This is a genomic window from Mycobacteroides sp. H001, assembly GCF_001440005.1.
GTDB classification, from domain to species: domain Bacteria; phylum Actinomycetota; class Actinomycetes; order Mycobacteriales; family Mycobacteriaceae; genus Mycobacterium; species Mycobacterium gwanakae.
In genome coordinates, this window is sequence record NZ_LJYH01000035.1 from 39,547 (window position 1) to 52,579 (window position 13,033).

Consider the following 13,033-nt stretch of genomic DNA (forward strand, 5'->3'; position numbering starts at 1 on the left):
CGTGTCGACCCTGACCGCTCCGTTCACCAGGTTTTTCCGCTCCGAGAACCGCGCTGCGGCGAAGACGGCGGCCAAGCCTGCCAAGAAATCGTCCGACGCGAAGACCGCTGGGTTGGTGGCCCGGACTCGTTTGGGTGCCTGGCTGAACCGGCCGATGACCTCGTTTCACCTGATCATCGCGACGGCCGCGCTGTTGACCACACTGGGCCTCATCATGGTGTTGTCCGCTTCGGGCGTTGAGTCCTATGACGTGGACGGGTCTGCGTGGGCGGTGTTCGGCAAGCAGGTGCTCTGGGTCTGCGTGGGTCTGGTCGGTTTCTACATCGCGCTGCGCACGCCGATCCGGGTGATGCGCAAGTACTCGTTCCCGGCATTCGTCTTCACCATCGTCTTGATCACCTTGGTGCTGGTGCCCGGAATCGGCACGTACTCCAACGGTTCTCGTGGCTGGTTCGTCTACGGCGGCATGTCGATGCAACCTTCGGAGCTCACCAAGATCGCCTTCGCGATCTGGGGTGCGCACCTGTTGGCTTCGCGCCGCATGGAGAAGGCCTCGCTGCGCGAGATGCTGGTTCCGTTGGTGCCGGCCGCGCTCATCGCCCTCGTGCTCATCGTCATTCAGCCCGACCTGGGGCAGACGGTGTCCATGAGCATCATCTTGCTGGCGCTGCTCTGGTATGCCGGGCTGCCGCTGAAGGTGTTCCTCAGTTCGGTGATCGCCGCCGTACTGGCCGCGGCAATCCTTGCCGTCTCCGCCGGGTACCGCTCTGATCGGGTCAAGGCGTGGCTGGATCCGTCGGCGGACCCGCAGGCCACCGGTTATCAGTCGCGTCAGGCTCGATTCGCGCTGGCCCAGGGTGGTTTCTTCGGCCAGGGTCTGGGGCAGGGTTCGGCGAAATGGCACTACCTGCCCAACGCCCACAACGACTTCATCTTCGCGATCATCGGCGAGGAACTCGGATTTGTCGGCTGCATGGGGGTGCTGGCGCTGTTCGGCGTCTTTGCATACACCGCCATGCGCATCGCCAAACGCAGTGCCGATCCGTTCCTGCGGATGCTGACCGCCACCGCCGGTATGTGGGTCATCGGTCAGTCCTTCATCAACATCGGATACGTGATCGGCCTACTGCCGGTGACCGGTATCCAGCTGCCGCTGATTTCTTCGGGTGGTACTGCCACGGCCACAGCCCTTTTCATGATCGGTCTGATCGCTAACGCGGCGCGCCACGAACCCGAGGCCGTCGCCGCACTGCGTGCGGGTTCGGGTGACCGGATGAACAGGCTGCTGCGGCTCCCGGCGCCGGAGCCGTATGTGGCGCCGCGCATCGACACCGCACGCGATCGACTGCGCGCCAAGTCGGCCGGACGAGGCGCCGAGACTGCCGATCGGCGGCCCGAGCGCACATGGCAGCAAGAATCGGCGCAGGGGGGCAAGCGCAAGCCACGTGCACGTACCGATAGCGACGCAGGGCATCATAGGCAGGTACAGCAGGTGCGCAGGGCCTCGGGCGCGCGCGCGAGCGGCCGGTCCCGTGAGCAATCCCGGGCCGGGAGTTCACGGGCCCGAAGCCATCGATAGCTGCTGAACATGTGATTGCCGCCAGACCGAAAGGATGCTCCCGGAGTGAGTGACGAACTTCGGCCGCTTTCGGTGGTACTGGCCGGCGGCGGTACCGCGGGACACGTCGAACCCGCCATGGCGGTTGCCGACGCACTGCGTGAGATCGACCCGTCGGTGCGGATCACCGCATTGGGTACCGAGCGTGGCCTGGAGACGCGGCTGGTGCCCGACCGTGGGTACGACCTGGAACTGATCGTGCCGGTGCCGCTCCCGCGCCGCCTCACCGGTGACCTCGTGCGGCTGCCGTTGCGGGTGCGCCGGGCAGTGCGGCAGACCCGGGCGGTGTTCGACAACGTCGGAGCGGACGTGGTCATCGGTTTCGGGGGTTACGTGGCGCTGCCCGCCTATCTGGCGGCTCGTCGAGGACCGCTGCGCCGTCCTCGTGTTCCGGTGGTTATTCACGAGGCCAACGCACGTGCCGGCCTTGCCAATCGGGTCGGGGCGCGCAGCGCGCAGCGCGTGCTGTCGGCCGTCTCGGATTCGGGACTGCGCCATGCCGAGGTGGTCGGGGTGCCGGTTCGTGGATCGATCACAGCGCTGGATCGCACCGCATTGCGGCAGGAGGCGCGTGCTCACTACGGATTCGACGACGATGCTCTCGTGCTCTTGGTATTCGGCGGGTCCCAGGGCGCGGTGTCCCTGAACAATGCCGTCTCGGCCGCAGCCAATGACCTTGCCGCTGCCGGTGTTTCGGTGCTGCATGCACACGGGCCGAAGAATACGATCGAGCTGCCACAGGGCGGTCCGCGGGATGTTCCGGGTGCCCCCAAATATGTGGCTCTGCCATACCTGGACCGCATGGACCTGGCCTACGCCGCGGCCGATATCGCCGTGTGCCGATCCGGCGCGATGACCGTCGCCGAGGTCTCGGCGGTCGGGTTGCCCGCCATCTACGTGCCCCTGCCCATCGGCAACGGCGAACAGCGGCTCAACGCGCTGCCGGTCGTCGAGGCCGGAGGTGGTGTGATCGTCGCCGACCGTGACCTCACTCCGGAGACATTGGCACACATGGTGATCGAAATCGCCTCCGATTCCGGCAAGCTTGCCGAGATGACGTCGGCCGCCGCGCTGTCGGGACATCCGGACGCCGCACGGCAGGTGGCTCAGGTGGCGCTCGAAGTCGCACGACAGCAGCGATCTCAGGGACGGAGTGCATCGCGATGAACATCGGCCCACTCCCGGAGCATCTGCGCCGCGTGCACATGGTCGGCATAGGCGGTGCCGGAATGTCGGGGATCGCCAGGATCCTGCTGGACAGGGGAGCGCAGGTTTCGGGCTCCGATGCCAAGGAATCTCGTGGCGTGCTCGCGCTGCGTACCCGCGGTGCCCTGGTCAATATCGGCCACGACGGCGACGCCTTGGATCTGCTGCCGGGCGGTCCCACCGTGGTGGTCACCACCCACGCGGCCATTCCCAAGACGAATCCTGAACTGGTGGAAGCTCATCGGCGTGGAATACCGGTCCTGCTGCGCCCGGTTGTGCTCGCGGACCTGATGGCCGGATACCGCACCCTCATGGTGACCGGAACACATGGCAAGACCAGCACCACCTCCATGCTCATTGTGGCGCTGCAGCATTGCGGATACGACCCATCGTTCGCGGTCGGTGGTGAACTCAACGAGGCCGGCACCAACGCCCACCACGGCAGTGGGGACGTGTTCGTGGCCGAGGCCGACGAAAGTGATGGTTCGCTGCTGCAGTACCGGCCGGATCTCATCGTCGTGACCAACATCGAGGCAGACCATCTCGATCACTTCGGCAGTGTCGAGGCCTATACCGCGGTATTCGACGAATTCACCGAAACTTTAGGTCCCGAAGGGGTCTTGGTGGTGTGTCTGGATGATCCGGGGTCCGCGGCGTTGGCACGCCGGGCCCACGAGCGCGGCCTACGAGTACGTGGCTACGGCAGCGCCGAACAGGCCGACGCCGCGGGTGTCCCGGTGGCCGGGTGGCTGCGTGATTGGCAGTTCAAGGACACCGGAGCGTTCGCGCAGATCCAGCTGGCGGGCGAGAAGACCTCGCGCACCATGCGACTGTCGGTGCCGGGTCGGCACATGGCCCTGAACGCGCTGGCCGCTGTGGTGGCGGCCGCCGAGATCGGGGCCTCTGTCGAGGATGTGCTCGATGGGCTGGCCGGATTTGAAGGTGTGCGCCGCCGATTCGAATTGGTCGGTCAGGTCGAGAGCGTCCGGGTCTTTGATGACTATGCGCACCATCCCACCGAGGTCCGCACGGTGCTGCAGGCGGTTTCCGGGATCGTCGCGCAACAGGGATTTGGACGCTCCGTCGTCGTCTTTCAGCCCCATTTGTACTCCCGCACAGCATCTTTCGCAACAGAGTTCGCCGAGGCGCTCAGTGTGGCCGATCTGGTGTTCGTGCTCGATGTCTACGGCGCGCGCGAAGCACCGCTGCCGGGTGTCAGCGGTGCGTTGATCGTCGAGCAGATCTCCGGGGTGCCGGTGCATTACCTGCCCGATCTGTCGACGGTGGCTGCGCATGTCGCCGCGGCCACGGCGCCGGGGGACCTGGTGATCACGATGGGTGCGGGCGATGTCACGCTGCAGGGCAAGGAGATCGTGCGCGCGTTGCGTGCGCGTGCCAATGACTGGCCGCCCCCGAGGAACGGTCAATGAGCGAGCCGGACAAGACTTCCGAGGAGGCGGCGGAGTCCGCTCCAGTGTCTGACGAGGTCGGGGATTCCGCTGCCGAGGCGATCGACGAGGATGCCAGTGCCGAGCAGGCGGGCGCCGACGAGTCCGCCGAGGGGCCGCGGATGCGGGCCCGGCGCGAGCGGATGGAGCGCCGCGACGCACAGCGGCGCGCCATCGCCCTGGAACAGGCGCGGCGTGAGGCGAAGGCGGCCGCCAAGGGCAAGCAGGTAGATCAGGGCAAGAGCGCGGGACGCGGGAAGGTTCAGGGTTTGCACACCCTGCTGCTCGCGGTGCTGCTCACCGTGATCGCGGTGGGGCTGGGGGCGATCCTGTACTTCACGCCCCTGATGTCCGTGCGCCAGACCGTGGTGACCGGCACCGGGGTGGTCACCCAAGAGGACGTCCTTCGAGAACTGAACATCGCCAAGGGCACGCGGCTGCTGCAGATCGATACCGCCGCCGCCGCGGACCGGGTGGCCAGCATCCGCCGGGTGGCCAGCGCGCGTGTGCAATGCGAGTACCCGTCCACCTTGCGCGTCACCATCGTCGAACGGGTCCCGGTTGCGGCGTGGGCGGGCGGCGACGGGACGCACCTCATCGACCGCGACGGGGTGGACTTCGCCAACGAACCGCCGCCGCCTGGCATCCCGGTGCTGGACGTGGTGGCTCCAGGCCCGCAGGACCCGACGACCAAGGCGGCACTGCAGGTTCTCACCTCGCTGGCACCCGACCTGGCGCGACAGGTCGCCAAGATCGCTGCGCCGTCGGTGTCGTCGATCACGCTCACTCTCGACGACGGTCGCACCATCGTCTGGGGGACCACCGACCGCACCGCGGAGAAGGCGGAAAAGCTGGGGGCCCTGCTTACCCAGCCCGGTCGCATGTACGACGTGTCCAGCCCGGACCTGCCCACGGTCAAGTAGGTGACCGGACTGCTCGCGGTTTCCAGAAATAGCCACGGGAAAATCCAGCGATCCATCGGCGCGCCTCCCGGGCGCGGCTAACCGCGCCCCCTACCGTTCTGTTTCAGCGGGACAACCTGACATAACTCTAAGCCTGAGGTAGAGGTTGAGAGTTTGCAGAGAGGCTCCAGCTACTCAGACCACGGCAGCAACCAGGGAGGAAGGCGACCATGACGCCTCCACACAACTACCTCGCGGTGATCAAGGTCGTCGGCATCGGGGGCGGCGGCGTCAACGCCGTCAACCGCATGATCGAGCACGGCCTCAAGGGGGTCGAGTTCATCGCGATCAACACCGATGCGCAGGCGCTGCTGATGAGCGACGCCGACGTCAAGCTCGACGTCGGTCGCGATTCCACGCGCGGCCTGGGTGCGGGTGCGGACCCCGACGTGGGCCGCAAGGCCGCCGAGGACGCCAAGGACGAGATCGAGGAGCTCCTCAAGGGCGCCGACATGGTCTTCGTCACCGCCGGTGAGGGTGGTGGCACCGGAACCGGTGGCGCACCCGTGGTGGCCAGCATTGCCCGCAAGCTCGGTGCGCTGACCATCGGCGTGGTCACCCGGCCGTTCTCCTTCGAGGGCAAGCGCCGCAGCGGCCAGGCCGAGCTCGGTATCGGCTCGTTGCGGGAAAGCTGCGACACCCTGATCGTCATTCCCAACGACCGCCTGCTGCAGATGGGCGACGCCGCGGTATCGCTCATGGACGCGTTCCGCAGCGCCGACGAGGTGCTACTCAACGGTGTTCAGGGCATCACCGACCTCATCACCACGCCGGGTCTGATCAACGTCGACTTCGCCGACGTGAAGAGCGTGATGTCCGGCGCCGGTAGCGCCCTGATGGGCATCGGGTCCTCCCGTGGCGACGGCAGGGCGCTCAAGGCCGCCGAGACCGCCATCAACTCACCGCTTCTCGAGGCCTCGATGGAAGGTGCTCAGGGCGTGCTGATGTCGATCGCCGGTGGCAGCGACCTGGGTCTGTTCGAGATCAACGAGGCGGCCTCGCTGGTGCAGGAATCGGCGCACCCCGAAGCCAACATCATCTTCGGAACCGTCATCGACGACTCGCTCGGTGACGAGGTGCGCGTCACCGTCATCGCCGCAGGTTTCGACGCCGGTGGTCCCAGCCGCAAGCCGATCAGCGGTACGGCAGCGCCTGGCACGGTGGCTCCCGGGAAGGCCGGCCAGGTCAACGGTTCCAACGGGACCAGCATTTTCGACACCATCGACGCACAGAGCCTGCCCAGGGACACCAACGGCTCTACGGTGACGCTCGGTGGCGGCGATGAGGACGATGTCGATGTGCCGCCCTTCATGCGGCGCTGACGGCTTGCTACTTAACCGACGAACTACCCTCTGACGTATGGGTTTTCGAGTTCGACGTGTCACCACCACCCGGCGCGGTGGCGTGTCACGTGCTCCTTTTGACAGTTTCAACCTCGGCGATCACGTTGGTGACGACCCCGATGCGGTGGCTGCTAACCGGTCACGCCTCGCGGGTGCGCTGAGCTTGCCGGACGATCATCTGATCTGGATGCAGCAGGTTCACGGCGACAACGTGCACCGCGTCGAGGGGCCCGGAACATCGGTTATCCCGGACACCGACGCGCTGTTGACCACCGAACCCGGTATCGCGCTCGCGGTCCTGACCGCGGACTGCGTCCCGGTGCTACTCGCCGATGCGAGCGCGGGAGTCATCGCGGGTGCCCACGCCGGTCGGGTCGGCGCCAAACTCGGCATCGTGCCGCGCACCGTCGAAGCCATGGTGGAAGCCGGTGCGGAGGTAGGCCGTATCTCGGCCTTTCTCGGGCCGGCGGTAAGCGGCCGGTATTACGAAGTGCCGGCCGATATGGCCGCGGATGTCGAGACGGCGCTGCCGGGGAGTCGCACTACGACCGGCGCCGGCACGCCGGGCCTGGATCTGCGGGCCGGAATCGCCCGGCAGCTTTCCGGATTGGGTGTGCGGGCAATCGACATCGATCCGCGCTGCACGGTCGAGGACCCGGATTTGTTCAGTTATCGCCGTGAGCCGCGTACCGGCCGGCTGGCCTCGGTGATCTGGCTCAGTTGATGACGCGTGCCGATGAGCTGAGCACCGCACTGGCCGCGGTGCGCGAGCGAGTCCGCGTTGCCGCCGAGGCTGTTGATCGCGACCCGCAAGAGATCGAACTGCTGCCCGTCACCAAGTTTTTCCCGGCGGCCGACGTCCAGGAGCTGTACTCGTTGGGCTGCCGCGCGTTCGGGGAATCGAGGGATCAGGAGGCTGCCGCCAAGGTGGCGGAGGTGGGCCATGCGGATATTCACTGGCACATGGTGGGCAATCTGCAGCGCAACAAGGCGAAATCGGTTGCCCACTGGGCCTATTCGGTGCATTCGGTGGACAATTCGCGGCTGGTCGCCGCGCTGGATACAGCGCGCGCAGCGGGGGACAGCAGCGAGCCACTGCACGTGTACCTCCAGATCAGCCTCGATGGCGATACCGCTCGGGGCGGAGTGGATATCGCTGACGTGGCCGGAGTCGACGAGCTGTGCGCGCAGGTGGTCGCCAGCGAGCATCTCGAGCTTGCCGGGTTGATGGCTCTGCCTCCTCGTGAGGCCGATGCCGACCAGGCCTTTCGTCGACTCCAGCAAGAACACGAACGCGTTCAGCGGCGCTATCCGCAGGCGAATCACTTATCGGCAGGAATGTCCAACGACCTGGAGACCGCCATTAAATATGGGTCCACTTGTGTGCGTGTCGGAACGGCGCTGATGGGGCAACGACCGCTAACGTCACGGTAGATCGTCACTCCAGTCACATTTGCAACACAGCTGTAGAGACCGAGCGAACAACTGAACTCCATATAGCCCACGCACGGAAGGTCACGCGATGAGCACGCTGCACAAGGTCAAGGCCTACTTCGGCATGGCTCCCATGGACGACTACGACGACGAGTACTACGACGACGTCGACGCGCATGCGCCCCGGCGCGCGTCCGCCGAGGATCGCCGGTACCCGCGCCGTGGCGAGCGGTTCGCCGACGATGCCGAGTACGGCTACGACGAGCCCGGCTACCGTTCCGGTGGTCCTGGTGGTTACGCCGAGGAGGATCGCTTTGCCGCCCGGCACCCTGCTCCGCGTGAGTTCGACCGTCCGGCACCGCGTTTGGGCTCATTGAGGGGTAGCGCTCCCACCCGTGGCGCGCTGGCCATGGATCCGCGCCGCGCCGCGATCTTCGAAGAGGGCAGCCCGTTGTCCAAGATCACCACGCTGCGCCCCAAGGACTACAGCGAGGCACGCACCATCGGTGAGCGGTTCCGCGACGGCACCCCGGTCATCATGGACCTGGTGTCGATGGACAACGCCGATGCCAAGCGCGTGGTGGATTTCGCGGCCGGACTCGCGTTCGCGTTGCGCGGTTCGTTCGACAAGGTGGCGACGAAGGTCTTCCTGCTGTCTCCGGCCGATATCGACGTCAGCGCCGAGGAGCGCCGCCGGATCGCCGAGAGCGGCTTCTACTCCTACCAGTAGACCTCTGACGAATTCGGGCGAGAAGATGCGAACTGCATCTTCTCGCCCGAATTCGCTTTAGTGGCAGGGCTTCACAGGCCGCGGATCATGCGGGTCGTCGGGGTCCGGGTCGCCGAACCATCGCGACGGTTCATGTGATCCGTACTCGTCATGCCAGTCCCACCACTCGTACGCGGGGGATTGGGGGTAGCCCGGCGGGGAGTCTTCCCATGTCTCCTGGCGGCCCAGTGCCGTCATGTCGAGGAAGGTCCAGGTGTTGTTGAACGCCTCGTCGCCTCGGTTGTTGATGAAGTAAGTGCGATACACACGGTCGCCGTCGCGGATGAACGCGTTGTGTCCGTGCCAGTCGTGCACGCCCAGGTCCCGATCGAAGGTGCTTTCGGGAACTATTGTGTACCAAGGGATTTTCCATCCCATGCGGTTTTTGATCCGCTCCAGGTCGGCCTGGGACCCACGCGAGACATAGGCCAGTGTCGTGTCGCGTGCGTTCAGGTGCGCCAGGTTGCCTATGTGGTCGGCCATCAACGAGCAGCCGGTACAGCCGTGTGCGGGCCAGTCTCCGGTACCGGGATCGATAAAGGCGCGGTACACGATGAGCTGACGGCGCCCCTGGAACAACTCGAGGAGGTTCATCGGCCCCTCCGGACCCTCGAACCGATAGGAGGCGTTCACCTCGGTCCAGGGCATGCGCCGTCTTTTGGCGGCCAATGCGTCACGCGCCCGGGTGAATGCCTTCTCTTCGACGAGCATCTGCTGGTATGCCATGTCCCATTCCGGTGCCGACACGATCGGGGGTGTCTTCATGATGTTGCCTTCTCTATGGTCTCGGCGAGGTGCTTTATTCGTGTCAGTCGGCGATCCCATGCCGCTCCCACGGCGCTGAGCTGCTCGGCGATGCGGGCGACCTGCTCGCCGTTGGCGCGATACTGCTTCTCCCGCCCCTGGGAGGTGGCGCGGACCAGGCCCGCCTTGTCGAGGACCGCGAGATGTTTGGTCACGGCCTGGCGGGTGACCGGCAGGCGCTCACTCAGTGTCGTGGCCGTCGCCACGCCGTCGTTGAGGATGAGGTCGAAGACCCGCCGCCGGGTCGGATCGCCGACCGCCGCCCACAGGTCGTCGTCGATTACTGCAGTCATGACCGCCCTGCCAGCTCGCCCACACAGGGAGCCAGCCGGGGCAGGTGCTGCGCCCAGCCTTCCTCATGCGACTCGTACTGTTCGACGACCTCGGCCTCGGTGCGTCCCTGTTCCCGGAAGCCGACTTCGGTCATGCGCACCCGCGTGCCCGCGCCCGAGGGCGTGAGCTCAAATGTCACCAGTAGCGAATTCCCGTCGTTCGCCAAGTGCCCTTCTGGATAACACCAACGGAATGAGAACAGCCGCGGCGGCTCCACGTCGACGAGCGTCAGGCCGTAGACATGGACCTCACCGGCTTCCTCGCCATGAAAGGAGATCTGGCCCCGGGCGCCCGGAGCCGGGGCGAACTCGGCGTCGTCCGGCCACCATTGCTTCATATGCTCCGGGCGGCTGATGACGGAGAAGACGACCTCCGGTAGGGCGTCGATGTACAGCTCGCGCTCGATGCGTTCGTATGACATGTCTCTCCCTACTCGCAACTATCGGTTGCGTTTCAGCATAGGGGGCGGCTCAATGATATGCAACCATTGGTTGCTAGTGGTGGCACCTGTGGCATGGCCCAGGGGTTTCGTTGTGTGACAGGCGGTCCGGTGGGGCCTGCCGGTAGGCTGCGACTGTTGTTAGAGAAGCCCGCGCGTGGTTTTCACGCTTGGTTGGTGAGGGATCCCTTGGCACTGTTTTTTGAGATCATTGGCTATGCGCTTCTGCTTTTCTGTTTGCTGCTGTTCGCACGCATAGTGATCGAGACGATTCAGTCCATTAGCCGTGACTGGCACCCGCGAGGTGCCACGGTGGTGATTCTGGAGCTCATCTTCACGGTCACCGACCCTCCGGTGCGGTTATTGCGCCGTCTCATTCCGCCCCTCTCCCTTGGCGCGGTGCGATTCGATTTGTCCATTACTTTGTTGCTTTTGGTCGGATTCTTTGGCATGCGGGTGGCGTTCCTGATGGCCGCTGGCTAAGCCTCCAGCGACGCTGAATTTCGGTATTCAACTCACATCGATCTGGATACGAATGCGCGTCATATCCAAAGCCTCAGAGTATTTTTATGCACGTCAGAGGGATACTTAACAAGCTCTGCTGCGACCGGCGGGTCGGATGTGACAGGATGGACGCCAGTTACAGTGAGACGCCACGTTCGCTTTACACTGCAATACGATTCCAGACGTCGAGACTTGATAGGGGCAGGCAATGCCGCTTACACCAGCTGATGTACATAACGTCGCGTTCAGTAAGCCACCCATCGGTAAGCGCGGATACAACGAGGATGAGGTTGACGCCTTCCTCGACCTGGTGGAGAACGAGCTGGCCCGCCTGATCGAGGAGAACTCGGATCTGCGTCAGCGGGTTCAGGAGCTGGACCAGGAGCTGGTCGAGGCCCGCAAGGGTGGCGGCGCCGCCCCCGTCTACGAGGCGCCCAAGCCCGAGAAGAAGCCGGAGCCCGCTAAGCCCGAGCCCACGCCGGCGCCGGTTGTGGCGGCCGCTCCCGTCGCGGCGTCGACCGAGGAGCACCATGTCCGCGCGGCCAAGATCTTGGGTCTGGCGCAGGACACCGCGGACCGTCTGACCGGGAACGCCAAGTCCGAGTCGGAAAAGCTGCTCGCCGATGCTCGCGCAAATGCGGACCAGATTGTCAGCGAGGCCCGCGCTACCGCCGATAAGACGGTCACCGAGGCACGGTCCAAGGCCGAGGCGCTACTCTCGGATGCCCAGACCCGTTCCGAGACCCAGCTGCGCCAGGCGCAGGAGAAGGCCGATGCCCTGCAATCCGATGCCGAGCGCAAGCACTCGGAGATCATGGGCACCATCAATCAGCAGCGCACGGTGCTGGAAGGTCGTCTGGAGCAGTTGCGTACATTCGAGCGCGAGTACCGCACCCGGCTCAAGACCTACCTGGAGTCTCAGCTCGAGGAGCTTGGCCAGCGCGGTTCGGCTGCACCCGTCGATGCGGGCGCCTCGAATGAAAACGCATCCAAGGAAGCCGGTTTCGGCCAGTTCAACCGTGGGAACAACTACTGATCTAGATCGGTCTATGCTCGCGGCACGTATGAGGAGTGATTCGCGATGCTGATCGTCGCACTGGTATTGGCCGCAGTCGGTCTGGCGGCCCTGGTGACCGCGGTGGTCACCAGTAATGAGGTTCTTGCCTTTGTCTGTATCGCCGCGGCCGCCGTCGGCGTGGTGCTCATGATCGTCGATGCGATCCGGGACCGGCATGCCGGTGCACTGGAATCCGACGAGGAGTCCGACCAGGACGCCGAGGCAGGCGAGAACGAGCCCGAAGGCGCAGATTCCGGGGAACCTGCCGCCGACTCTGCCGAGAGTGACGCGAAAGCCGATGTGGCGGAAGCTGATCCAAGCGAGACATCCGTGATCCCACGGGTGTCGGAGACGTCTTCCTCTGCCGCTGCCGCGGTGAGCCTCAAGGAGGTCGCCACCGCGGCGCACCACCACCCCTCGGCCGAAGAGACCTACGAGCAATTCGACGTCGACGACGATGATGAGGACGAGCCACACCGCTCGTGACCGGACCTTGCCAGATGTCGCGTAGCGCTGTCGTGGGCGTGGCCATCGCCGCGACGCTCGCACTGTCGGCATGCCACGCCGCCGAGCCCGCTGCGGGTGGACACTCGGATGCGGTGGCCGGCATTGTCTTGGTGACGGCCCAGACGACCGTCCCGCAGCCTCCTTCGTCCGGCACGCTGGGTGAGGAGCCGGACGGGGGAGCATTGTCCGCTCCGGTAAGCCCATTCGACACCACGTCGCTAGCGGTCATCAGGCTGGACCCTCCGCTGCTGCGCGCTGTCCAGGATGCCGCCAATAGCGCGGCGGCCGACGGTGTGACACTTGTGATCACGTCGGGCTGGCGGTCGCGGGCTTTCCAGCAGCAGTTACTCGATGACGCGGTACAGACATACGGAAGCCTGGCGGTAGCACGGCAGTGGGTGGCCACTCCCGACGAATCGCATCATGTGCAGGGCAAGGCCGTCGATATCGGCCCCGCATCGGCCTACGGGTGGATGCTGGCGCACAGCACGCAATTCGGCCTGTGCCAGGTCTTCGCCAACGAGAAGTGGCACTACGAGCTCACCGCGGATGCCGAAGGGCAATGCCCGCCGCTGCGTACCAACGCGGCAGGCTGACCCCAGACTCGCT

15 protein-coding genes are annotated in these 13,033 nt (G+C 65.4%); 12 read left to right on the forward strand and 3 right to left on the reverse strand.

Annotated elements, in window-relative coordinates:
* Position 1 precedes the first annotated feature (1 nt).
* The 8 genes from ftsW (at position 2) to AOT83_RS17460 (ending at position 8,741) form a co-directional block, all read left to right on the forward strand.
* The gene (gene ftsW / locus AOT83_RS17425; RefSeq protein WP_057964671.1) at positions 2–1,579 is read left to right on the forward strand and encodes a putative lipid II flippase FtsW; all 1,578 of its coding nucleotides are present in this window, start codon (positions 2–4) and stop codon (positions 1,577–1,579) included.
* Positions 1,580–1,651: 72 nt separating this feature from the next.
* Positions 1,652–2,785 carry an undecaprenyldiphospho-muramoylpentapeptide beta-N-acetylglucosaminyltransferase gene (gene murG, locus AOT83_RS17430; RefSeq protein ID WP_057964753.1) on the forward strand — a complete coding sequence of 378 codons (1,134 nt, stop codon included), beginning with the start codon at positions 1,652–1,654 and terminating at the stop codon, positions 2,783–2,785.
* Positions 2,782–4,254 carry a UDP-N-acetylmuramate--L-alanine ligase gene (gene murC, locus AOT83_RS17435; protein ID WP_030095501.1) on the forward strand — a complete coding sequence of 491 codons (1,473 nt, stop codon included), beginning with the start codon at positions 2,782–2,784 and terminating at the stop codon, positions 4,252–4,254. The genes murG and murC overlap by 4 nt, the downstream gene beginning before the upstream one ends.
* Positions 4,251–5,195: an FtsQ-type POTRA domain-containing protein gene (locus tag AOT83_RS17440; RefSeq protein ID WP_057964672.1), complete on the forward strand. Its 945-nt coding sequence runs from the start codon at positions 4,251–4,253 to the stop codon at positions 5,193–5,195. The genes murC and AOT83_RS17440 overlap by 4 nt, the downstream gene beginning before the upstream one ends.
* 209 nt (positions 5,196–5,404) lie before the next feature.
* Positions 5,405–6,556, forward strand: coding sequence for a cell division protein FtsZ (ftsZ, locus tag AOT83_RS17445; protein WP_030095503.1), 1,152 nt, complete (start codon positions 5,405–5,407; stop codon positions 6,554–6,556).
* Positions 6,557–6,593: 37 nt separating this feature from the next.
* Positions 6,594–7,301 carry a peptidoglycan editing factor PgeF gene (pgeF, locus tag AOT83_RS17450; RefSeq protein WP_030095504.1) on the forward strand — a complete coding sequence of 236 codons (708 nt, stop codon included), beginning with the start codon at positions 6,594–6,596 and terminating at the stop codon, positions 7,299–7,301.
* Entirely contained in the window at positions 7,301–8,011 is a 711-nt protein-coding gene (locus tag AOT83_RS17455) for a YggS family pyridoxal phosphate-dependent enzyme (protein ID WP_057964673.1), read from the forward strand. The genes pgeF and AOT83_RS17455 overlap by 1 nt, the downstream gene beginning before the upstream one ends.
* Positions 8,012–8,099: 88 nt before the next feature.
* Entirely contained in the window at positions 8,100–8,741 is a 642-nt protein-coding gene (locus AOT83_RS17460) for a cell division protein SepF (RefSeq protein WP_030095506.1), read from the forward strand.
* A 57-nt stretch (positions 8,742–8,798) separates the two neighbouring features.
* Here AOT83_RS17460 and AOT83_RS17465 read toward each other — a convergent pair whose 3' ends face one another.
* From AOT83_RS17465 to AOT83_RS17475, 3 genes are read right to left on the reverse strand one after another with little or no spacing between them, the layout of a single operon-like run.
* Complete coding sequence (locus tag AOT83_RS17465; protein WP_057964674.1) at positions 8,799–9,545, reverse strand: DUF899 domain-containing protein; 747 nt, start codon at positions 9,543–9,545, stop codon at positions 8,799–8,801.
* The gene (locus AOT83_RS17470; protein WP_030095508.1) at positions 9,542–9,877 is read right to left on the reverse strand and encodes a metalloregulator ArsR/SmtB family transcription factor; all 336 of its coding nucleotides are present in this window, start codon (positions 9,875–9,877) and stop codon (positions 9,542–9,544) included. Before AOT83_RS17470 ends, AOT83_RS17465 begins: the two co-directional genes overlap by 4 nt.
* Positions 9,874–10,338, reverse strand: a complete 465-nt coding sequence (locus tag AOT83_RS17475; protein ID WP_057964675.1) for an SRPBCC family protein — start codon at positions 10,336–10,338, stop codon at positions 9,874–9,876. The genes AOT83_RS17470 and AOT83_RS17475 overlap by 4 nt, the downstream gene beginning before the upstream one ends.
* A gap of 207 nt (positions 10,339–10,545) precedes the next feature.
* Between AOT83_RS17475 and AOT83_RS17480 the strand changes: the two genes are divergently transcribed.
* From AOT83_RS17480 to AOT83_RS17495, 4 genes are all read left to right on the forward strand, one after another.
* The gene (locus AOT83_RS17480) at positions 10,546–10,839 is read left to right on the forward strand and encodes a YggT family protein (RefSeq protein WP_030095510.1); all 294 of its coding nucleotides are present in this window, start codon (positions 10,546–10,548) and stop codon (positions 10,837–10,839) included.
* A gap of 229 nt (positions 10,840–11,068) precedes the next feature.
* Positions 11,069–11,896, forward strand: a complete 828-nt coding sequence (locus AOT83_RS17485; RefSeq protein WP_030095511.1) for a DivIVA domain-containing protein — start codon at positions 11,069–11,071, stop codon at positions 11,894–11,896.
* 45 nt (positions 11,897–11,941) lie between these two features.
* Entirely contained in the window at positions 11,942–12,403 is a 462-nt protein-coding gene (locus AOT83_RS17490) for a hypothetical protein (RefSeq protein WP_030095512.1), read from the forward strand.
* A 14-nt stretch (positions 12,404–12,417) separates the two neighbouring features.
* Positions 12,418–13,020, forward strand: coding sequence for a M15 family metallopeptidase (locus AOT83_RS17495; RefSeq protein ID WP_057964676.1), 603 nt, complete (start codon positions 12,418–12,420; stop codon positions 13,018–13,020).
* Positions 13,021–13,033: the final 13 nt, after the last annotated feature.

Coding starts and splice junctions, on each gene's coding strand:
- murC (WP_030095501.1), top strand. CDS start 2,782: ATGAACATCGGCCCACTCCCGGAGCATCTGCGCCGCGTGCACATGGTC.
- AOT83_RS17440 (WP_057964672.1), top strand. CDS start 4,251: ATGAGCGAGCCGGACAAGACTTCCGAGGAGGCGGCGGAGTCCGCTCCA.
- ftsZ (WP_030095503.1), top strand. CDS start 5,405: ATGACGCCTCCACACAACTACCTCGCGGTGATCAAGGTCGTCGGCATC.
- pgeF (WP_030095504.1), top strand. CDS start 6,594: ATGGGTTTTCGAGTTCGACGTGTCACCACCACCCGGCGCGGTGGCGTG.
- AOT83_RS17455 (WP_057964673.1), top strand. CDS start 7,301: ATGACGCGTGCCGATGAGCTGAGCACCGCACTGGCCGCGGTGCGCGAG.
- AOT83_RS17460 (WP_030095506.1), top strand. CDS start 8,100: ATGAGCACGCTGCACAAGGTCAAGGCCTACTTCGGCATGGCTCCCATG.
- AOT83_RS17465 (WP_057964674.1), bottom strand. CDS start 9,545: ATGAAGACACCCCCGATCGTGTCGGCACCGGAATGGGACATGGCATAC.
- AOT83_RS17470 (WP_030095508.1), bottom strand. CDS start 9,877: ATGACTGCAGTAATCGACGACGACCTGTGGGCGGCGGTCGGCGATCCG.
- AOT83_RS17475 (WP_057964675.1), bottom strand. CDS start 10,338: ATGTCATACGAACGCATCGAGCGCGAGCTGTACATCGACGCCCTACCG.
- AOT83_RS17485 (WP_030095511.1), top strand. CDS start 11,069: ATGCCGCTTACACCAGCTGATGTACATAACGTCGCGTTCAGTAAGCCA.
- AOT83_RS17490 (WP_030095512.1), top strand. CDS start 11,942: ATGCTGATCGTCGCACTGGTATTGGCCGCAGTCGGTCTGGCGGCCCTG.
- AOT83_RS17495 (WP_057964676.1), top strand. CDS start 12,418: ATGTCGCGTAGCGCTGTCGTGGGCGTGGCCATCGCCGCGACGCTCGCA.